The following is a 20,432-nucleotide window of genomic DNA, read 5'->3' on the forward strand; positions in this document are numbered from 1 at the left end:
CGCCGAGGGCGTCGGATCTGGATCATCATGGGGTCGCGGGGCGGAGCTGGAGTGAGGTTGTGCGGGAGCGGAGACCGGAGTCCGCGCGGTCGGAGCGGTTGCAGGGGTTGCTGGACGCGGTGCTGTCGGTGTCCTCGGGTATCGAGCTGGAGTCGACGCTGCGCCGAATAGTGCGCGCCGCCGTCGACCTCGTGGACGCGCAGTACGGCGCGTTGGGGGTGCTCGGGCCCGACCGTTCGCTGGCCGAGCTGGTCGATGTGGGCGTCGACGACCACACCCGCCGTCTCATCGGCGATCTGCCCACCGGGCACGGACTTCTCGGCGTGCTGGTCCACGACCCGAAGCCGCTGCGGCTGGACGACCTGACCAGGCACCCCGCCGCGACCGCCTTTCCGCCGCACCACCCGCCGATGCGAACCTTTCTCGGCGTGCCCGTGCGGGTGCGCGACGAGGTGTTCGGCAACCTGTACCTGACGGAGAAGCGCGGTTCCGGCGGGTTCACCGAGGAAGACGTTTTTGTGGTGGAAGCGCTCGCGACGGCGGCCGGGGTGGCCGTGGAGAACGCGCGGCTGTTCGAGCAGAGCCGGCGGCGGCAGCGGTGGCTGGAGGCCTCCTCGGAGGTGCGGGCCGAGCTGCTGGCCGGCTGCACGGCGACCGACGCGCTGCAGATGGTGGCCCGGCGGGTGCGGGACCTGGCGGAGGCCGATCACGCCCTGATTCTGTTGGTGGACGAGGAGAACGACGTCCTCCGCGTGCATTCCTACGCCGGCCCCGGCGGGCGGAGCCTCGTCGGCCGCCAGCTGTCCGACGGCGACTCCGTGCTGGCCGCCATCACCCGTGACGGCTCGCCCCGGCTCATTCCCGACCTGGCCTCCTCGCTCGGCGAGCTCGGCGTCGACGCCTCGGAGTTCGGGCCCGCCGTCGCCGTCGCCCTGCGCTCGGCCGGCGGGGCCACCGGCGTGCTCATTGCCGTGCGGGACAAGGGATCCCGGGCCCTTGAGCCGTCCGAGGTGCCGTTGTTGAGCAGCTTCGCCGACCAGGCCGCCGTGGCCATCGAGTTCGCCGAGAAGCAGCGCACCCAGTGGCTGCTGGCCGTGTTGGCCGACCGAGACCGCATCGCCCGGGACCTCCACGACCACGTGATCCAGCGCCTGTTCGCCACCGGGCTCGGACTCCAGGGCACCCTGCGCCGGGCCGCCGACCCCGATGTGCGGTCCCGGATCCAGAAGGCCGTCGAGCAGCTCGACGAGACCGTGCGGGAGATCCGGACCTCCATCTTCGACCTGCACACCTCCGGCGGCAACGGCATGGAAGGCTTGCGCCGCAGGCTGTTGGACACCGTCGCCGAGCTCACCGCCGACGCCTCGCCCACCCCGTCCGTGCGGATCTCCGGCGCCGTCGACACTCTCGTGCCGCCTTCCGTCGCCGAGCACGCCGACGCCGTCGTGCGGGAGGCCCTGAGCAACGCCTTGCGCCACGCCCGCGCCTCGGAGCTCACCCTGGCCGTGGATGCGGGGGAGGACCTGATCATCCGCGTCGGTGACGACGGGATCGGTATCCCGCCGGACGTCCGCCGTAGCGGCCTGGCCAACCTCGCCGAGCGGGCCCGCGCGTGCCGCGGCACCCTCGACGTCGTGGCCCGCGACTCCGGCGGCACCCTGCTGACGTGGCGGGTGCCCCTACCCTAGGCCGCCACCCCGCCCGCTCCCACTTTTTCGCCACATGCGCTTCCTCTGTGGCACCAGGACGCAAGTAGGAAGCGCATGTGGCAAAACCACCGTCAGCACTTGCCCCAGAAGAACAGGTTCAGGGTCTGGCCGTTCACGAAGGGCTTGCCGATGGTCGGCCACGAGGCGTGGGCCCGGAACGGGAACTTGACCTTCGAACTCTCCGACGAGCCGTCGTCGTGGAAGCCGCAGGCGTCGGACTGCGAGACGTTCTTGACGGACATGGTCGCGGTGCGGCCGGTGTCCAGGCTGCTGGCGCCCCGCCACAGGCCCTGCGGGTTCCCGCCGAAGTCGGCCTGCGGGTAGGCCCACAGCCACGGATTGGGATCGTTGGCCGCGGATGCGGACACCGCGGGCGAAAGCGCGACTCCGGCGCCGGCGAGAAGGACGGCTGCGACCACGGTGGCCAGGCTCTTCATGTTTTCCTCCAACTGATTCACGCGCGTGCGGGTCACGGCGTCGAATCATGATCGGCGGAGGAAATGAGGTGCGCGGTGCGCGCCGAGTGCTTCGGCAAGTAATCCGCGTCGAACTGCCGCCGCGCCCGTTCGGTTCGGACAGCAGTGCCCCGATCAACCCCTGCCGCCGAGGCCAGGGGCCGGGCGTGACCCGTGCGCCCCTCAGTTCCGGTCGCGGCTGCGCAATTCCGTGGCCAGCACGGCGACCTGGGTCCGGCGCTGCATGCCGAGCTTGGCCAGCAGGTGCGAGACGTAGTTCTTCACGGTCTTCTCGGCCAGGAACATGCGCTCGGCGATCTGGCGGTTGGTCAGGCCGTCACCGATGAGCTCCAGCACGGTGCGTTCCTGATCGGACAACTCCCGCAGGGGATCGGCGTCGTCACGCTGGCGGCGCAGGCGGTTCATCAGCGCGGCGGTGGTGCGGCCGTCCAACAGCGACTGCCCGCCGGCCACGGTGCGGATGGCGGCCAGCAGGTCGTGGCCGAGCACCTGCTTGAGCACGAAGCCGGCGGCGCCGGCCATGATGGCGTCGAGCAGGGCCTCGTCGTCGGAGAAGGACGTCAGCATCAGGCAGTGCAGCTCGGGGTTGCGGGCCCGCAGCTCACGGCACAGCTCGACGCCGTTGCCGTCGGGCAGACGCACGTCGAGCACGGCGACATCGGGGCTGGTGGCGGGAATCCGGGCGAGCGCCTCGGCGACCGAGGCGGCCTCGCCGCACACCTGGAGGTCGGGCTCGTCGTCGAGCAGGTCGGCGATGCCGCGCCGGACGATCTCGTGGTCGTCGACCAGGAACACTCGGGTGGGCACGGGCAGACACTAGTCAACCGCCCAGGATTCGCGGCAGTGTCCAAGGTCCCCCCGATTGAGGTGAACAAGACGTGGCCGCCAGGCGTCTTCACGTTCGGGAGTGTTCGCACCAGCCCGGCGACGTTCGGAGGACCGTTGTGCTGACCCGGCGCAATTCCGGTGACCAGTGGACCAAGTTTGAGGCGACCACGCTGCTCAACGCCATTCGGCACGCCCCCGTCCTACACCCCGAGCGGCCGTACGTGCTCCAGCTGGGCGAGCGGTCGGCGTCCCTGTTCGAGCTGGGCCCGGGCACGCGCTACGAGCGGGCCGGCGTGAACCGCCTCCTGTACTGCGGCACGGCGCTGGCCAACCTGTACCTGGCCATGCGCGTGCTGGGCTGGCGCGCCACGATCGAGCTGGCCGGCGACGGCACGGCCCCCGACCTGGTGGCCACCGTGAAGGCGCTGACGCCCACGCCGCCGACCGACCGCGAGACGCTGTTGCACCGTCAGATCGAGCGCATGCCGCCGTACTGGGCCGAGCCCGGCGAGTGGGTGCCCGACTCGGCGGCCGTGGCCAAGCTCGTCGCCTCCAACTGGTGTCCCGGCACCGAGTTGCGGCTGCTCAGCGACCGGGCCGCGGCGATGGAGACCGCCCGGCTCGTGTTGCACGCCGGCAGACGCATGGACGGCGACCGCTGGTGCGCCGACGAGCTGGCCCCATGGCTGGAGCCGCAGCAGACCACGCCGGTCGCGCAAGTGGCCCCCCAGTTCGGCCCGCTGGCCACCATGTCGGCCGAGCCGTACGCGGACGCCGTCTGCTCGATCGCCGCGCGGCTGGTGGCCGACCCGATCCTTGTGGTCACGACCAGCGGCGACACCGCTCGTGACCACGTCCTCGCCGGTGCCGCCATCCAGAACGCCCGGCTGTCGGCGTCCGCCTTCGGGCTGGCGATCCGGCCGGTGACCCGGCTGATCAAGCTGGACGAGGTGCGCAAGGGCCTGGCCCGCCAGCTCGGGCCCGGCGTGTACCCGCACGCGCTGCTGCGGATCGGAGGCATGCCGAGCAACGTGTGACGGCTGTCTCCGCGGCCATGACAGGCGGACTCGCGCCGACCTAGGTTGCTGGTCGTGAGCAGTCGACTGGTCGCCGTCATCGTCGCGGGTTCGTTCTTCATGGAGCTGCTGGACGGCACCGTGATCACCACGGCGCTGCCCGGCATTGCCGGCTCGTTCCACGTCGGCGCGGTCGACGCCGGCCTGGGCGTGACCGTGTATCTGCTGACCGTCGCCGTGATGATCCCGCTCAGCGGCTGGCTGTCCGACCGCTTCGGCGCGCGGCCCGTGTTCTGCGCCGCGATCGTCGTGTTCACGCTCGCCTCGGTGCTGTGCGCGGCGTCCCAGACGCTGTGGCAGTTCGTGCTGGCCCGGGTCCTGCAGGGCATCGGCGGGGCGATGATGGTGCCAGTAGGTCGCACCGTGGTGCTGCGTGGCGCCGCGAAGGCGGACTTGATGGCGGCAACCGCCATCATCACCTGGCCCGGCCTGATCGCCCCCGTGCTCGGCCCGCCCATCGGTGGCGTGATCACCACGTACGCCTCGTGGCGCTGGATCTTCCTGATCAACGTGCCTTTGGGCGTGGCCGCCCTGATCTCCGCGCTGCTGGTCGTTCGGACGGCCGAGCGCACCCGGCGGCCCTTCGACGGCCTCGGCTTCGCCCTGAGCGCCGTGTCCATCGCGTGCCTCGTGTACGGCCTGGACCTGGCCGGCACCGCCGGCACGAACTGGCTGATCACCGCCGGTCTGCTCGTGATCGGCCTGGCCGTCGGCGTCGTCGCCGTGCGTCATGCACTGCGTCATCCCACGCCTTTGGTGGACCTCTCCCCGCTGCGCATTCGGACCTATGCCGCCACTTCCAGCGAGGGCTCCCTGCTTCGGCTCGCCATCAACATGGTGCCTTTCCTGCTGCCCCTGCTGTTCCAGGTCGGCTTCGGCCTCAGCGCCGTCACCTCCGGTCTCCTGGTGCTCACGGTGTTCGCCGGCAACCTCGTCATGAAGACCATCACCACCCCGACCGTGCGCCGCTTCGGTTTCCGCCGCGTGTTGGTCGGCAACGGCGTCCTCGTCGCCCTGTCCCTGGGGGCCTGCGCCCTGTTCGGCGCCGCCACGCCGTACTGGCTCATCTGTGTCGTCTGCTTCCTCGGCGGCGCGTTCCGTTCGCTGGAGTTCACCGGCATCAACACCTTGGCCTTCGCCGACGTCCCCGCCGAGTCCATGAGCGCCGCCAGCACCCTCAACGCCACCATCACCCAGCTCGCCACCGGCCTCGGCGTCGCCGTCGCCGCCACCGTCGTGGCCGTGGCCGCCGGCGGCCACGTCCCCACCGTCCTCGACTTCCGCCTCGGTTTCGTGGTTGGTGCCGTGATCGCCTTGGCCGGGGCGTTGATGTTCCTCCGCCTGGACCGCTCCGACGGCGCCGTGGTCAGCGCCGGCCGCCGAACCTCCGCCACCCGCGCATAGTCGCCGCTCGGCTGCTGGCCACCCCGGCTCCGCCCCGACCCCTCGCGGTTCCCGGGCATGGCCCTCGACTCCCGTCTCGCCCTTGGCCCGGCCTCCCACGCACCCTTCCCACGGGCCCTCGCCGCCCCGCACACCCACCCCCGTTTTTCGCCACATGTGCTCCGCATGCAGCGCCTGGAGTCGAATGCGGTCCACATGTGGCGTTTGCCTTAGGGAAGTTGCCGGGTTGGAAATCTTGCCAGAATGGAAAGGATCTGGGTAGTGTGGGTGGCATGGCGGGGCTGCGGGAGCGGAAGAAGCGCGAGACGAGGCTGGCGCTGAGCCGGGCGGCGATCGGACTGCTCGTGGCGCGGGGCTGGGACGGGGTGACCGTCGAGGAGATCGCGGCGGCGGCGAACGTGTCGGACCGGACGTTCCGCAACTACTTCAGCAGCAAGGCGGAGGCGGTGGCGGCCAGTCACCTGGAGCGGGCGCTGGTCGTCGCCGACGAACTGCGGTCCCGGCCGGCGGAAGATCCGTTCTGGCCGGCGGTGCGAGCGGCGGTCCGGTCGAGTGTCACCGGATCGCCCGGCTCGACGCACGACACGGCACCTGCCTCGCCCCACAGCGCAGTGCCTGCCTCGCCGCGCGACGTGCCGCGAGCTTCACCCAGCGACGCGGTGTCAGCCTCGCCGAGCAACACAGAGCCCGCTTCCGGCTCATCCGCTGACGCCGCCTCCATTTCGCCGCACGGCACGGTGCCCGCCTCAACCCAAAGCGCGGCAACAGCTCCCGCCCGCGACGGGGCGTACATGGAGCGGGTGAAGCTGGTGCTGAGCCATCCGTCGCTGCACGCGGAACTGCTCCGCGCGGACGACATCGCCAAGGACGAGCTGGCGGCGGCGATTGCCGAGCGGCTGGGGCTGGATCGGGAGCGGGATCTGTTTCCGCAGCTGGCGGCGTCGGTGGTGGCGGCGGGCGTGGCGACGGCGATGCGGTTCTGGATGGTCAACGATCCCCAGGGGTCGGTGATCGACGTGATGGATCGGGTCTTCGAGGAAATCGGGCGCGGATTGCCCGTGCCGGAGGGGGAATCGTGAATGTGATCATTTCGGGGGCCGGGCCGAACGGGCTGATGCTGGCCTGCGAACTGGCGCTGGCCGGGGTGAGACCGGTGGTGCTGGAGGCGCTGGTGGAACCGAGTGTGGAGCCCAAGGCGAACGGGCTCGTGGGTGAGGTGGTGCGGCTGGTCGACCACCGAGGGCTGTTCGAGGAGCTCGCGGGGGCGCCGGGGCCGCCGAAGGCGAATTCGGGGTTTTTCCCTTACGCGGGAATGTATCTCAACCTCGGCGTGCTCGACGAGAGCCCGCTGTACGTGCTGCCGGCGCCGCAACAGAAGATCGTCCGGGTGCTGGCGGAGCGGGCGCGACAGCTCGGTGTCGAGATCCGTTACGGGCACGAACTGGTTGGCCTCGAACAGGATGCGTCCGATGTCACGGTCGAGGTGAACGGCCCGGACGGCCGGTACGAACTGCAAGGCTCCTACCTGATCGGGGCGGACGGGGCCCGCAGCGCGGTGCGGAAGCTGTCGGGCATCGACTTCGGCGGCGTCACGTACGACCGGCGCACCCTGCGGATGGCCCACGCCACGGTGCCGGCGGACTGGGTGGATCCGACCACGCGGGGCCTGAAGGTCCCCGGCTACGGCCTGGCGTTGCCGTTCCTGGGACTGCGCACCGAGCAGGGCGGCTTCTCCTACGCGCCGCTGCCGGATCACCCGCCGACGATCGCGACCGTGGAGTGGGACCAGCCGCCGGCCGACGAGCCGATGAGCATGGACGAGCTGCGGGCCAGCGTGCGCCGGGTGCTCGGCGTGGAGGTGCCGCTCGGCGAGCCGGAGGGCGACGGCCCGCACCTGATGAACCGCCTGACCAAGGGCCACAACCGGGTCGCCGAGCGGTTTCGGGACGGTCGGGTGTTCCTGCTCGGCGACGCGGCGCACATCCTGGCCTACGGCGGAGGCGGCCTGAACCTGGGCATGCAGGACGCGGCCAACCTGGGCTGGAAGCTGGCCGCCGAGATCAACGGCACCGCGCCGGCCGGCCTGCTCGACACGTACGACACCGAGCGCCGCATCGCCGCCGAACGCATGCACATCTACGGCCAGGCCACGAACGCCCTGGTGGCGCCGGGCGGCGACGTCACGGCCCTGCGGGTCCTGTTCGGCGAGATGCTCGGCGATCCGGCCGCGGTCCGGCGCATCGCGGAACTGCTGGCCGGCTCGGACATCCGCTACGACATGGGTGTCGCCGACGCGCATCCGCTGGTCGGCCGGTTCGCCCCGCCGATGGATCTGATGACGCCGGACGGCCCGTCGCGCCTGGCCGAACTCGCCCGCACGGGTCGGCCTCTCCTGCTGGACTTCACCGGCAGCCTGGGGCGCTTCCAAGGTGTCGTCGACGTGATCGCGGCCGAACCGATCGAGGGCATCCCGGCCGCGGTGCTGATCAGGCCGGACAACTACGTCGCCTGGGCGTCCGAGTCTCCTGACACAGAAGGGCTTTCGGGCGCGCTCGACCGCTGGTTCGGGGTCGCCGTGAACCACGTCTGATCGTCGGTGAGCCAGTTGCCGAACCGAAGTCCGACGGCGTCGAGCTCGGCGGTCATGTCCGATGTGGACATTCGGCGGGCGGTGAACGGGTGCTCCCAGTGCTGGCCGGCCCCGTCGTAGTGGACCGTCGCGGCGAGCAGATCGCCGTCGAGGACGATGTCCTTGACGGCGATCGTCACCGGGCCCAGCTCCCGTGCAACGGAGTCCACCCGGTCGAACCAGGTCGGCGGGTGCCACTGGATCAGCACCGTGCCGCCATCGCGCACGTGATGTGCCGCCGTGGCAAGCAATCCCCGGCGGAGTTCGGCGTCGGCGGTGTTGACGAGTTGGCTGGCCAGCAGCACAGCGTCGAACCGCCGGTCCAGCCGCAACGACTCGATGTCCGCCCGGATCGTCTCGGCCGTGAGGACGTGCGCCAGCATCTCCGAGGAGTTGTCCACCGCCAGCACCGGATGTCCCAGCGCCGCAAGCGGTTGCGTCACCCGGCCGGCACCCGCGCCCAGTTCCAGCACGGTCGCGCCGGCCGGGATCGCGCCGTGGACCAGGGTGGCCTCGCCCGTCTCCGGCAGCAGCGCGTAGAGCCCGACGGGGCTGCCGTCCTTCGCCGTTCCGTCCACGTTCCTCCTCATCCGAGCCGCGACCACTTGAACACGTCATCGGTGGTGGCATTGCCACCGCACACGACAAATCCGAGCTTCACATCGCCGCCCAACTGCTCCACAACCCGCCGCGCGGCCGGGACAAGGCAGCCGGCGGCGGGCTCGGCCCAGACCTTCGCGTGCTCGGCCAGGTCGAGCGTGCCCTGCACGGCCTCGGCGTCGGACACCAGCAGCACCTCGGTGACCAAAGTGGACACATGGTCGTAGGTGAGCTGAGAGACGCTGGGGGCGCTCAAGGTGGACACGACCGACGACAGCTCGGTCGGCACGGGACCGCCCGCGGCCAGGGCGTCGGTCATGGCCTGGGCGCCCTCGGTTTCGACGCCCCACACGCGAATCCCGGGACGACGGGCCTTCAGCGCGACAGCCACGCCGGAGATGAGGGCGCCGCCGCCGATGCTGACGAGCACATCGGTCAGGTCGGTGGCGTCGGCGGCGAGTTCCAACCCGACGGTGCCCTGACCGGCCAGCACGACGGGGTCGGCGAACGGATGCAGCAAGGTCATCCCGCCCTGCTGGAGCTGGTCCATCAAGGCGAAAGCGCCGGCCATGTCATCGGTGAGACGGACGTCGGCGCCGGCGGCACGAGCGGCGGAGGCGGCACGGGCCGGGGCGGAACGAGGCATGACAACGGTGGCCGACACGCCCAACGCGCCGGCCATGACGGCGACGCCGATGGCGTGGTTGCCGCCGCTGACGGCGACGACCCCGGCCGCCCGCTCATCGTCGGTCAGGGTCAGCAACTTCGAGGCGGCGCCGCGGACCTTGAAGGAGCCGCCGAGCTGGAGCAGCTCCAGCTTGGCCGTGACGGGCACGCCGAGCAGATCGGACAGGCCGGGGCTGACGACGGTGGGAGTTCGAAGCACATGCCCGGCGATGCGGGCCGCGGCGGCCTGGATGTCCGTGATGTCGACCACTGGCCCTCCCTGTTGCTGAAACAGCAAGTTCTTTTGCCGATCGCGCCAGGCGGTCGCATCATCCTGGTATGAACAGTAACTACGACGTGATCGTGATCGGTGGCGGTGCCGCTGGGCTGAGCGGGGCGTTGACGTTGAGCCGGGCCCGGAGGTCGGTGCTGGTGATCGACGCCGGCCGGCCCCGCAACGCGCCGGCCGGCAACGCGCACAACTACCTCGGTCGGGAGGGGATCAACCCGCTGGAGCTGCTGCGCATCGGGCGCGGCGAGGTCGAGTCGTACGGCGGGGAGATCGTCGCCGGCGAAGCGGTGAAGGCGTCCGGAACGGGGCACGGCTTCACGGTCGAGCTGGCCGACGGGTCCACTGTGGACGGCCGGAGGCTCCTGGTGGCGACCGGTCTCACCGATGAGCTGCCCGACATCGAAGGCGTGGCGGAGCGGTGGGGCAAGGACGTGCTGCACTGCCCGTACTGCCACGGCTGGGAAGTGCGCGACCGGAGCATCGGCGTCATCGCGTGCAGCCCGATCTCCGTCCATCAGGCCCTGATGTGGAGGCAGTGGAGCGACGACATCACCTTCTACCTCAACGGCATCGTCGAACTCGACGACACGCAACGGAAGCAGTTCGAGGCGCGAGGCATCCTCGTCGTCGAGGGCGTCGTGCGCAGTCTGGATGACCTCGACCACGATGCCTTTGTCATCGCCCCGAACGCCCGCTCCAACGCTGACGTGCTCACCGCCCTCGGACTGACCGCCGCCGAACACCCGGCCGGCACCTGCATCCCGGCCGACGGCGAGGCGACCGGGGTCCCCGGCGTGTGGGTCGCGGGCAACGTCACGAACCTCATGGAGCAGGTCATCGGCGCGGCGGCCGCGGGCGTGCGGGCCGGGGCGGCGATCAATGCGGACCTGATCACCGAGGAGACCGAACTGGCGGTAGCCAAGGCGTTTCCGGCCGCTTGACGGCCCGGCCGACGAGAACGGTGTCGACGGCGGTGACGCCGAGGACGCCCAGCTCCCGCGTGACGAGGCGGTAGAGCTCGTCGAGATCGCGGATCCAGATGGCGACCTGGAGATTGGACTGGCCGGTGGTGGCCACGCACCCGTGCACGGCGGGGTGCACGGCCATGGTGCGGCCGACGTGGTCCAAACGGGACGGTTCGACCTGGATCCACAGGTTGGCGTCGACGGCGAGACCGGCGCGCCGGGGATCGAACAACACCTGGGTGCGCAGCGAGCCACTTCGGGCCAGCGCGCCGATCCGGCGTCGCACAGTGGATTCGGGGAGGCCGGTCTGCGCGGCGACGGAGGCGGCGGACTCGCGGGCGTCCGAAGCCAGACAGTCCAGAATGGATGCATCGATACAATCCACCGTGGACTCACCGGAGGGTTTTGGTGTCAGATCAGTGCGTTCACGGTGCGAGAGAACGCCGAGACGCCAGGCGGGGCCTCGGAGAACACGTGCAGCACAGTCTTCGCCTCGACGGAGGTGACGGCCGACGTCGCGGGAAGCTGGTTGTGCAGCAAGCCGTTGTGGGCGCCGTCCCGGGTGAGCATGACGGCGCTGATCTCGTCGCCGGCGGCCGTGAGGTCGATGAACGGCACATCGTCGCGGACGGCGAGGGCGGCGGCGATGGAGTCGACCTTGCCACGCAGCACCTTGATCCGCAGCAGCATCGCACCCGTGCCGGCCGGGCGGTCGGGGATGGTGGTGACTCGGATGGTCCCGGTGCCCAGCAGCTCGGCCCACCGCCGCCGCACCATCCGAGTGCTGATGTCGAGCACCTCGGAGGCCCGCTCGGCGGTCAACCGCCCGTCACACTGAAGGGCCGCGATCAGCCGCAGATCGCGGTCGTCAAGGACCTCAACCGCCATGTCGGACGCCACAACGGCCAGTTTCGCTCAGTTCAGCGGCGAGGACCAGTCCGAAACCGCCAACGGCGGCGATGCTCGGGGCATGACCTCAGAGCTCATCACCCAGCTGACCGAGGCCGCCAAGGCGGTCGCCGCGCTCGTCACCGCACACCCGATCACCCGGCCCGACTCGATGCCCCAGTTCATGGCCGTCTTCGACGAGATCGACAAGCCGGCGTCCGCGCTGCTCGCCGAGCACCTCGACCGGATCAGGCCGGACGTGCCGTGGGCGGCGGAGATGCGCACGGAGGTGCCGGAAACCGGTGAGGTGTGGGTGGTCGACCCGATCGACGGCGCGGTGCAGTACATCCAGGGCCTGCCGCAGTGGTGCGTGAGCGTCACGCTGGTCCGCGACCGCGAACCGATTGCCACCGTGCTGCACTCGTCGGTGCTGGGGGAGACCTACACCGCCGAGCGGGGCCGCGGCGCGTTCCGTAACGGCGAGCCGATCGCGCCGTCCACGAAGATCGACCTGTCAGTGTGCCTGGTCGCTACCAGCCAGCCGCCGACCGTGGCCGACGAACCCGCCGCGATTGCCGGCGCCGGCCGCGCACTCGCCGCCGTGCTGCCGAAGGTCGGCGCCGTGCGCAATCTCGGGCCGACGTCGTGGCAGATCGCCGATACCGCCGCGGGCCGGATCGATGCCTTCTGGGAGTTCGGCCGGGACGAGACCAACCTGCTGCCGGGCGCGCTCATCGCCCGCGAGGCCGGCGCGCTCGTCACCGATCTGAACGGCCTCCCGTGGCGGACCGGGGATCGCAGCTTCCTGGCCGCGCCGCCGACGCTGCACGACAAGGTGTTGCCGCTGCTGCATGATGGGGTGTGAGCTGGCAAGGGTTGAGTCCCCGGCGGCGGATGCTGTTGCGCTGCCTTGTCTTATTGGGCTACTGATTCACTTCTGTTCGTATTCAAAGCTACCTTGGCCATTCGTAATAGGGTGCCGGGCTTCGGCGGTGACCGGACCTCCCTGGAGCCGCTGGCCCAACGCCTCCGTCAGGACGGCAAGAACGCCGTTGTCCTGACGTTGCCGGGGGACGGGACGGGGGATCTGCAGCAGCAGACCCAGGTCCTGGACGCCGCCGTGAACTCCGCCCTTGCGGGCGGCACGTCCTCGGTGGACATCGTGGGCTACTCGGCCGGCGGCGTCGTGGCGCGGCTGTGGGTGGCCGGTCACAAGGGCGTCCGGCGGGTCGTGACGCTGGGTTCGCCGTTGCACGGGACGCAGTTGGCAGCCCAAGGCGGTGCGCTGGCCCCCAGCGCCTGCCCGACCGCGTGCCAGCAGCTCGCTCCCGGCAGCCCCGTGCTCAAGCCCATCGCCGGCGCCGCCGACGTGCCCTGGGTGTCCATCTGGACGGAGGACGACCAGACCGTCACCCCGCCCGACTCCGCCCGGCTGCCGGGGGCGATCAACCTGCCGCTCCAGCAGATCTGCCCCGGCGCGAGCGTGGACCACGGGCAGCTGCCGACCGATCCCCGAGTCATCGGACTGGTGCTGGCGAGCCTGGCCGGCACGACGCCGACCGACTGCCCCACGTGATCGTTCTGAGCAGCCCCCGAATCGATCCAAGCATGGTGGGCCGACGGGGTGGCGGGAAGAAGATCATCTGAGGAGGGGGCGTTTGACTTCGGAAAACTGCGGGGGTATTGCGGCGGGCGTCCGTGCGGAGCGGATTGCCCGATTGTCCTAGGGAGGGTGTTTAGTAGGGAATGTCCCGATGCTGGGCGAGGGGTCGGCTGGGCATGCTCCGGCGGCACAGATCCGAGCAGAGGGGCTTGTTGATGAGACGCATCGGGACCGTCCTGGCGGTCATGGCGTTGGCGCCGGGGGGAGTCGCGTTCGCCGCGACGACGGCGGACACGACGCTGGTCAGCGTCACCGTGGACGGCACGCCGGCGTCGGGGATGAGCGGGCGGCCGGCGATCTCGACGGACGGGCGGTTCGTGGCCTTCTCGTCGTCGGCGAAGAACCTGGTGCGGGGTGACGGCAACGGGGTGTCGGACATCTTCGTGCGGGACCGGCAGAACGGCGCCACCACCCGGGTCAGCGTGAGCACGGCCGGCGTCGAGGGCGACGGGGCCAGCGGCAACCCGGTGATCTCGGGCGACGGCCGGTACGTGGTGTTCGAGTCCCTGGCGACGAACCTGGTGCCGGGTGACACGAACGGGGTGCAGGACATCTTCGAACGCGACCTGGTGACCGGGAAGACGACCCGCGTCAGCGGCGACCCGTGGACGCAGGCCAACGGCGAGAGCGCGGATCCGGCGATCTCGCAGGACGGGCAGACGATCGTGTACGACTCGCTGGCCAGCAACCTGGCCAGCGGGGACACCAACGGCGTGTCGGACATCTTCCAGTGGAAGCGGGGGGACCTGTTCAACTACCGGATCAACCTCGACGACTACTTCCGCGAGGCGGACGGGCCGAGCTGGGCGCCCACGATCTCGGCCAACGGGGACACGGTGGCGTTCAACTCGGACGCCGACAACCTGGACCTGCGGGCGGACACCAACCACTCGACGGACGTCTTCGTGCGCCAGCCGGGGGACACCCGCCTGGTCAGCCGGGGCAGCGACGGCGCGCTGGGCAACGGCACGAGCCGCGGCGCGAGGCTCTCGGCCGACGGCCGGCACATCGTGTTCGAGTCGTACGCGACGAACCTGGTGCCGGGCGACACGAACAACCGCTCGGACCTGTTCACGGCCAAGGTGGAGTACTGGGACACGATCACCCGCGTGAACGTGGACCCGACCGGTGCGGTGGTGGGCGGTTACACCGGCGGCCGGACGGCGATCTCGGGCGACGGCCGCTACGTCGCCTTCTCGTCGCCCCAGGACTTCCTCGTGCCGGGTGACAGCAACGGCCACTGGGACGTGGTGGTCCGCGACACCGTGGCCGGCACGACGGCGCTGGCCAGCGTGGCCACCAACGGCACCCAGGGCGACAGCGACTCCCTGGAGCCGTCGATCACGCCGGACGGCCGGCAGCTGGCCTTCAAGACCTACGCCACCACGTTCGCGCCGGACACCCCGCAGCCCTCGGCCAACACGTTCGTCCGCGACCTGGGCTGAGCTCAGCAGGTGGTGTCGGGGTCGAGCGGCGTGCCGGACGGCCACACCAGGCCCTCCTGCGTCGCGGACCCGTCCGGATGGATCTGCATGATGGGCATGGCCTTGTCGACGGGGTCGCTGCCCCCGGTGTTGGGGAACGCGATGTAGCCGGTGGCCCCGCCGACCGGGTTCTTGCACTGCAACTGCATCACGAACGGCGCGACCGTGTTCACCGTGGTGACGTCCTTCGCCCTGCGCGTGGCGACGGCCGCGGTGAACACGGCGTCGTGCTCGGACATGGCCTGCCCGTCGTCGAGGTCGGCGGCGGGGAAGCCGTTGTCCGCAAACGCTTTCGCGAAGGCGTCGTAGTTGCGCACGTACGCGGAGCCGGCCGGGAAGGCCCGCCACTGGCCGCCGTGCGCGATGGCCGTGTAGTAGACGTGGATGTCCTTGGACAGGGCCAGGTCCTTGACGCCGACCAGGCTGGAGGCGTCGTCGCCGGTGACGATGTCCATCGGACCCAGCCCGCACGTGCCGCCGTCGGCCAGCGCCTGGAGGAAGTACTTCAGATCGCTGCCACGGCCGGCGAAGTAGACCACGTCGGGCTTGTCCGCGCAGATGTTGCTGTACTTCTGCGCGAACACGTTGGTCATGTAGTCGGCCCGGGTCTGCCCGGTCAGCTGCGGCGGCGCCTTGTACGGCGACTGGTACTCGGGCTTCATCGCCGCGGTGAAGGCCTTGGTCAGCGTCCGCGTGTAGCTGTCGGCGGGATTGAGGTCCTGCACCAACAAGGTGTGCTGGTAGCCCCGCTGCCTGAGGTAGCCGACACCGGCCCGAACCTCCTCGCTGTTGGTGGGGGAGACGCGGAAGAAGTTGTCGATGGGATGCCCGGCCAGGTCCTGGTTCATGTCGTCGGCGGTCACCTGCGAGCCGATCACCGTGATGTCGGCGGCGGACAGGGACGCGGCGGCGGCGCGGGTGCTGTCCAGGCTCTGCCCGAGCCCGACCACGGCGACGATGTGCTCCTCGGCCCTGGCCTTGACGATCGCCGCCACGGCGGCCTCCTGCTGGTCGCCGTTGCTGCCGAAGTTGGCCAGTAGCAAGCGGATCCGCGGCGTGGTGCCGAACGCGGCCGAGGAGTTGTCGGCCCGCCACAGCGCGGCCGCCGCGCCCTCGATGTCGTGCCGGGTGACCTGGACCAGCAGGCTGTCGGCGTCCGGATCGGGCGTCATGTCCTCCAGCAGCACGACCGTGGCGTACGCGCCGGTCCGCGGCGGGTTCAGTCCGGCCACCTTCTGTTCGAGGTCGAAGAGCGGATCGTGGTCACGGAATGCCGTGGCATCCAGGTTCAGGCCGACGCACCCGGCGGCACCGCCGGCATCGGTCAGGCCCCGGCCGCAGGTCTGCCACGGGTGCAAGGAGATCAGGGCGGCGGCCACGGCGGCGACGATGCCCACGGCGACGTAGGGGACAGCGCGGCGGAACCGGCTGCGCGGGGTCAGCAGCCACGGTGCGCTCGGGGCGATGACTCCCCGTTCCACCAACGGTTCCGCGGCCCGGCGGGCGGCGTTGAGCAGCGCGTTGACGTCGCCCTCGCGTGACTGCGGCGGCAGCTCCTGGCGGTAGGCGTGCTCGACGATGTCCCGCTCCGGCGACGGCACCGTGAACAGGTTGGTGGTCAACCAGTTGGCGACCACCAGCCGGCTGACCACGTTGCGCACCACCTGGCTCCGGTCGCGATCCCGGTTGGCCTGCTTGACCAACGTGTCGAACAGCTGCGTGACGGTCCGGCCCAGCGGCTGCGCGTCGGGCGCGCGGCAGACCATCTCCATGCGGTCCACCCAGTCCCGGTGCGGTTCGTTGTCGAACGCCTTCGCGAAGTCGTCGACCACGGCGACAACGCGCCCCAGCGCCAGCTGGCAGTAGGCACGGCGGGCCCGGTCGGTGCCGAAGTCGTTGAGCAGCACCGAGAACTGCTCCTCGTACGACGGCAGGCCCGAGGTCGGATCGCGATGGGTCAACGCCAGCACCAGATTGCCGGCGATCCACGGCTGCAGCACGGCCGGATCGGCGGTGGCGCTGCCGTCCCGCCTTTCCACCACCCACAGGGCATTGCGCAGCTCGGTCAGGATCCGGCCGACGTTGCGGTGGTCGACCCGGGTCGCCGCCGACGGCAGCAGCCACGGCGCGGTGGCGAACGGGGCGGCGCTGACGAACTCCTCGATGCCGAGATCCGGGGCGTGCCGCGCTAGGCCGAGGTCGGTGAGTCGTTGCTGCCACGGGTGATCACCGGGATCGAGCACGTCCCGGGCGCCGGGCGTGAGCGTGGCCTTCTCCAACAGCGGCCGCACACTCTTCACCGCCGCCGGCAACCCGCCGGTGGCCCGCAAGGCCAGCAGCGCCGCCGGGGAATCCTCTGGCACGCCAAGCATATGCGCCGTCTCGCGCAGGGTCAGCGCCTCCAGCAGCACGGGATAGTAGGGGCTGGTCGGCTCGGCGGCCCAGTCGTCGTAGTCGGCGTGGCGGCAGGACTGCACGGTCCGTGCCTTGACCGCCGCCGCGGACAGCCACGGCGGCCGCCAATCCGGTTCCCAGCCGGGATTCCAGCGCCCACTGGTCGCCATCACCAGCAGCGGGTCGTGGGCGTTGCGGTCGTGGGCGAGCACCTGCTCGCGGGCGGTGGTCAGGTCGCGCAGGAAGCGTTCGCCGTCGGGATGGTCCACGTTGTCCAGCAGCAGCAACCAGTTGTGCCAGTGCCGGCGCCGGCTCGGCCGGTCGCACCGGCACCGGCTGCCCAGATCGGCCCGGGACAGCCGTTCCTGGCTCTCCCGCACATCGGCCAGGAACGCGGCCATCAGCCACACGTTCCGGCCGGCGGCCGGCATCCGGTTGAGGTCGAGCAGCGCGTCGTACGGGTCCTCGGCACGTGGGTCGGGATGCTCGCCGTGCCACCGGATCGCCCGCCGCAGCGACTCCCGGCCGGCCGCGTTCACCAGCTCGGGCAGGGCGGTGCTCAGCACCGCGCCGACGTTCTTGTCGATCATGTCGGCGTGCACGGCGGTGTCCACGACGCCGCGCAGCAGCGCGCCCAGGGCCGGCCGCTGCCGCCCCGTGTACTGGGCGAACTCGGCCCGCAGCTTCTCCTTGGCCTTCTTGTGGTGCAGGTCGGTCAGCTGGGTGCGCACCGCGATCAGCCCGGTGACCAGGCGGGCGAACCGCGGCCGTCCCCGTTGCGGCCACTTGCGGCTGAGGCTGTAAGCCAGCTGTGTCAGCACTTCCATCGTGTCGGCCGGGGTGGTGCGCTGGAAGTCGTAGTCGGTGTGTACCACGTCGTTGTCGCAGCTGCGGCCGATGGAGCGCAGCGTGAAGCTCTTGCCGGCCCCGGTCGGGCCGAGCAGCACCACGACCGGCTGCCGGCGGCGCGGGCCGCCGGCGTCGCGGTTCCACAGCAGCCGGGCGACCAGCGCCGTGGCCGGGGGCAGGCGTCTTTCGTCGGGCACGGGTCCCTCCGAACGGGAGGTTTTCTTTCCCATGTATCGCAGACCCGCCCTGGTACGGCACGGATGCGGTGATCACATCACCCGAACGGACCGTGACCGTTGGTCCATCTCCCGCACACCAGGGACTAGGAGGTCACGTCCTTGGTGGCCAGGTTGGCCCACGCCGCGCCGAAGAACACCACCACGTACCCCGCCTGGAGCAACAGGCCCTTGTCGATGGAGTCCCAGAAGATGGGGTCGCGGAAGAAGTCGATCCACGAGAGCCAGTAGTTGGTCGGCAGGTACGGCCGGATCACCGCCGCCGCGTCCAGGGTCTGCAGCACGGCGCTGGTGATCAGGATCGACAGCGCGCCGAGGGCCGCGCCGAGCGAGGAACTGGTCAGCGTGGACAGGAACAGGCCGATCGCGCCGAAGCCGATCATCGCCACCACGATGTAGCCGATGGAGTACAGCAACCGCGTGGTGAGCTGGCCGTGGGTCAGCGAGACACCCGACAGCGACGTCGCCGCCCCGGCCGCCGCGCCGCCGGCCGCGCTGGTCCCCGTGCCGAAGAGGATCACTCCGACGATCAGCGAGCTGATCACCACGCAGGCGATGGCCAGCAACACGAAAACCACCAGGGCGACGATCTTGGCGACCAGCAGCCGTGAGCGTCCGACCGGCCGGATCAGCAGGTACCGCAGCGTTCCGCCGACGGACTCGCCGGCGATCGAGTCGCCCGCCACCACGGCCACCGACAGCGGCAGGAAGATGGGCAGCACCAACGCCAACGCCGCGGCCGGGAACAGCAAACCGTTGCCCCGCACGGCCGACAGGAACGCGCCGCCCTGCCCCGGCGGCGGCGCGAAGTCGGCGGTCTTGAGGAACACGCCCACGATGATCGGCAGCGCGCACAGCAGCAGGATGTTGGTCCAGATGCGGGGCCGCAGAACGAGTTTGCGCAGCTCGACCGTGATCATGCGGCGACCGCCCGATGCCCCGCGCGGCACCGTGGTTGCCGCTCGACGGTGTTCGTGGGGCGTCCGCCCGATGTCCTGCGCGCGTGCCTTGGTTGCCGCTCGACCGTGATCACGAGGCGTCCACCCGGTCCGAGCCGGCGCCGGTCACGTCCAGCACGACCTGCTCCAGGGTCCGCCGCTGCTCGGTGATCGCGGCCACCCGCAGCCCCGCGGCCACCAGCATCGCGTTCAGCGCGGCCGGATCTCCGTGTCGTATCACCAGGTTCTCTCCGTCACGGGCGACGAGTTGGCCGTTGAGCAGGGAAACCGCGTCGGCGGCGTCGGGACTGCGCACCTCGACCAGGCCGGTGCCGCCGCGAAGGGTGGCCAATTCCTCTTCCAGGACAAGGCGACCGCGATCCACGACGCCGACCCGGGTGCACAGCTGCTCCACCTCGGACAGCAGATGGCTGGACAGGAAAACGGTGGTGCCGGCCCGGTTCAGCTCGATCAGCAGGTCGCGGACCTCGTGAATTCCCTTGGGGTCGAGGCCGTTGGTCGGCTCGTCCAGAATCAGCAGCCGGGGTTTGCGCAGCAGTGCGGCGGCCAGCCCGAGCCGCTGCCGCATGCCGAGCGAGTAGGCCTTCACCGGCCGTCGGTCGATGCCCGAAAGTCCCACCTGGGCAAGGGCTTCCTCGATGCGGGCGCGCCGGGTCCGGCGGCTGCCGCCGGGGCCGCTGGCGTCCAGCAGGGACAGATTCCGCCGGCCGGACAGGTGCGGGTAGGCCGCCGGACCCTCGACCATGGCGCCGATCTGCGGCAACACCTCGGCCGCCCGCCGCGGCATCCGCGAGCCGAGAACGTCGATCTCGCCGGAGGTGGCGAAGACCAGGCCCAGCAACATTCGCACTGTCGTGGTCTTGCCGGAGCCGTTGGGGCCCAGGAAGCCGTAGCGGTCGCCCTCGCGCACGGTGAGGTCCACGGCGTCGACCGCGAGGACCGAGCCGTAGCGCTTGGTCAGCCCGCGTGTGACGATCATGGGCGCCTCCTGGGCAGCGTCGACAGCTCGGCGGCCGCCTGGGTGAGCAGCGCCGGATCGACGGCGCCGGCGAGCAGGAACGTGCGGTAGCCGGCCCGTTCGACCAGCACCGACAAAGGGTTGATGGTCAGCAGGGTGCCCTGGCCGATCGGCAGCGGCACGGTCTTCGCGCCGACCTTGCCCATCGAGTTCACCACGCCCGCACCGACATTGCGGGGCAGCGGCACGGCGACGAAAGCCGACAAACCGGTGCCGTAGAAGCCGAGTCCGCGGCCGCCGCCGACCCGGTCGGTCTGCAACGGGCGCCCGGCGAGCTGGGCCGGCAGCGGGAAGCC

At 70.7% G+C, this 20,432-nt stretch carries 18 protein-coding genes and 1 pseudogene; 9 read left to right on the forward strand and 10 right to left on the reverse strand.

Annotated features, from left to right (window positions below; genetic code table 11):
* Positions 1 to 59: 59 nt before the first annotated feature.
* Positions 60 to 1,688: a GAF domain-containing sensor histidine kinase gene (locus KUTG_RS43655; RefSeq protein ID WP_157495209.1), complete on the forward strand. Its 1,629-nt coding sequence runs from the start codon at positions 60 to 62 to the stop codon at positions 1,686 to 1,688.
* Between the two features lie 92 nt (positions 1,689 to 1,780).
* Here the strand turns inward: KUTG_RS43655 and KUTG_RS43660 are convergent, their stop codons facing one another.
* A complete protein-coding gene (locus KUTG_RS43660; RefSeq protein WP_157495210.1) occupies positions 1,781 to 2,146 on the reverse strand; it encodes a hypothetical protein in 366 nt (121 codons plus the stop codon).
* A gap of 201 nt (positions 2,147 to 2,347) precedes the next feature.
* Positions 2,348 to 2,992: a response regulator gene (locus KUTG_RS43665; RefSeq protein WP_043725546.1), complete on the reverse strand. Its 645-nt coding sequence runs from the start codon at positions 2,990 to 2,992 to the stop codon at positions 2,348 to 2,350.
* Positions 2,993 to 3,129: 137 nt separating this feature from the next.
* On the opposite strand from KUTG_RS43665, the gene KUTG_RS43670 reads away from it, so the two are divergent.
* The 4 genes from KUTG_RS43670 (at position 3,130) to KUTG_RS43690 (ending at position 8,083) form a co-directional block, all read left to right on the forward strand.
* The gene (locus KUTG_RS43670; protein ID WP_043725548.1) at positions 3,130 to 4,050 is read left to right on the forward strand and encodes a hypothetical protein; all 921 of its coding nucleotides are present in this window, start codon (positions 3,130 to 3,132) and stop codon (positions 4,048 to 4,050) included.
* A 54-nt stretch (positions 4,051 to 4,104) separates the two neighbouring features.
* Positions 4,105 to 5,493 carry an MFS transporter gene (locus KUTG_RS43675; protein WP_232241262.1) on the forward strand — a complete coding sequence of 463 codons (1,389 nt, stop codon included), beginning with the start codon at positions 4,105 to 4,107 and terminating at the stop codon, positions 5,491 to 5,493.
* Positions 5,494 to 5,765: 272 nt separating this feature from the next.
* Positions 5,766 to 6,572 (forward strand): TetR/AcrR family transcriptional regulator, encoded by an 807-nt coding sequence (locus tag KUTG_RS66745; RefSeq protein ID WP_052396100.1) that lies wholly within the window; start codon positions 5,766 to 5,768, stop codon positions 6,570 to 6,572.
* Positions 6,573 to 6,607: 35 nt separating this feature from the next.
* On the forward strand, positions 6,608 to 8,083 hold the full coding sequence (locus KUTG_RS43690) for an FAD-dependent monooxygenase (RefSeq protein ID WP_052396101.1): 1,476 nt from the start codon (positions 6,608 to 6,610) through the stop codon (positions 8,081 to 8,083).
* Here KUTG_RS43690 and KUTG_RS43695 read toward each other — a convergent pair.
* Together KUTG_RS43695 and KUTG_RS43700 are read right to left on the reverse strand one after the other, a co-directional pair.
* Entirely contained in the window at positions 7,993 to 8,700 is a 708-nt protein-coding gene (locus KUTG_RS43695; RefSeq protein WP_063753638.1) for a class I SAM-dependent methyltransferase, read from the reverse strand. The two genes, KUTG_RS43690 and KUTG_RS43695, sit on opposite strands and share 91 nt — an antisense overlap.
* Before the next feature lie 8 nt (positions 8,701 to 8,708).
* Positions 8,709 to 9,659: a threonine ammonia-lyase gene (locus KUTG_RS43700; RefSeq protein WP_043725553.1), complete on the reverse strand. Its 951-nt coding sequence runs from the start codon at positions 9,657 to 9,659 to the stop codon at positions 8,709 to 8,711.
* A gap of 68 nt (positions 9,660 to 9,727) precedes the next feature.
* On the opposite strand from KUTG_RS43700, the gene KUTG_RS43705 reads away from it, so the two are divergent.
* Positions 9,728 to 10,621: an NAD(P)/FAD-dependent oxidoreductase gene (locus KUTG_RS43705; protein WP_043725555.1), complete on the forward strand. Its 894-nt coding sequence runs from the start codon at positions 9,728 to 9,730 to the stop codon at positions 10,619 to 10,621.
* Here the strand turns inward: KUTG_RS43705 and KUTG_RS62335 are convergent.
* Both KUTG_RS62335 and KUTG_RS62340 read right to left on the reverse strand, forming a co-directional pair.
* Positions 10,572 to 11,030, reverse strand: a complete 459-nt coding sequence (locus KUTG_RS62335) for an Lrp/AsnC family transcriptional regulator (protein WP_198047512.1) — start codon at positions 11,028 to 11,030, stop codon at positions 10,572 to 10,574. The genes KUTG_RS43705 and KUTG_RS62335 overlap by 50 nt on opposite strands.
* Before the next feature lie 26 nt (positions 11,031 to 11,056).
* Positions 11,057 to 11,533, reverse strand: a complete 477-nt coding sequence (locus KUTG_RS62340) for an Lrp/AsnC family transcriptional regulator (protein ID WP_198047513.1) — start codon at positions 11,531 to 11,533, stop codon at positions 11,057 to 11,059.
* Here KUTG_RS62340 and KUTG_RS43715 point away from each other — a divergent pair.
* The 3 genes from KUTG_RS43715 to KUTG_RS43725 all read left to right on the forward strand — a co-directional run bounded on the left by KUTG_RS43715 (position 11,532) and on the right by KUTG_RS43725 (position 14,641).
* Complete coding sequence (locus KUTG_RS43715; RefSeq protein WP_232241263.1) at positions 11,532 to 12,398, forward strand: inositol monophosphatase family protein; 867 nt, start codon at positions 11,532 to 11,534, stop codon at positions 12,396 to 12,398. The two genes, KUTG_RS62340 and KUTG_RS43715, sit on opposite strands and share 2 nt — an antisense overlap.
* A gap of 93 nt (positions 12,399 to 12,491) precedes the next feature.
* Positions 12,492 to 13,109: a lipase family alpha/beta hydrolase gene (locus tag KUTG_RS43720; RefSeq protein WP_232241264.1), complete on the forward strand. Its 618-nt coding sequence runs from the start codon at positions 12,492 to 12,494 to the stop codon at positions 13,107 to 13,109.
* Positions 13,110 to 13,351: 242 nt separating this feature from the next.
* A complete protein-coding gene (locus KUTG_RS43725; protein WP_232241265.1) occupies positions 13,352 to 14,641 on the forward strand; it encodes a TolB-like translocation protein in 1,290 nt (429 codons plus the stop codon).
* Between the two features lie 2 nt (positions 14,642 to 14,643).
* Here the strand turns inward: KUTG_RS43725 and KUTG_RS57280 are convergent, their stop codons facing one another.
* From KUTG_RS57280 to KUTG_RS62345, 4 genes and pseudogenes are all read right to left on the reverse strand, one after another.
* Entirely contained in the window at positions 14,644 to 18,120 is a 3,477-nt protein-coding gene (locus KUTG_RS57280) for an ABC transporter substrate-binding protein (RefSeq protein ID WP_084580495.1), read from the reverse strand.
* Between the two features lie 125 nt (positions 18,121 to 18,245).
* A complete protein-coding gene (locus tag KUTG_RS43740; RefSeq protein WP_043725559.1) occupies positions 18,246 to 19,079 on the reverse strand; it encodes an ABC transporter permease in 834 nt (277 codons plus the stop codon).
* Positions 19,080 to 19,188: 109 nt separating this feature from the next.
* Complete coding sequence (locus tag KUTG_RS43745; protein ID WP_043725560.1) at positions 19,189 to 20,097, reverse strand: ABC transporter ATP-binding protein; 909 nt, start codon at positions 20,095 to 20,097, stop codon at positions 19,189 to 19,191.
* Positions 20,094 to 20,432: pseudogene (locus KUTG_RS62345) on the reverse strand (hypothetical protein); the annotation flags it as partial. The pseudogene KUTG_RS62345 and the gene KUTG_RS43745, both read right to left, overlap by 4 nt.

The sequence above is a fragment of the Kutzneria sp. 744 genome, assembly GCF_000568255.1.
Lineage (GTDB): Bacteria > Actinomycetota > Actinomycetes > Mycobacteriales > Pseudonocardiaceae > Kutzneria.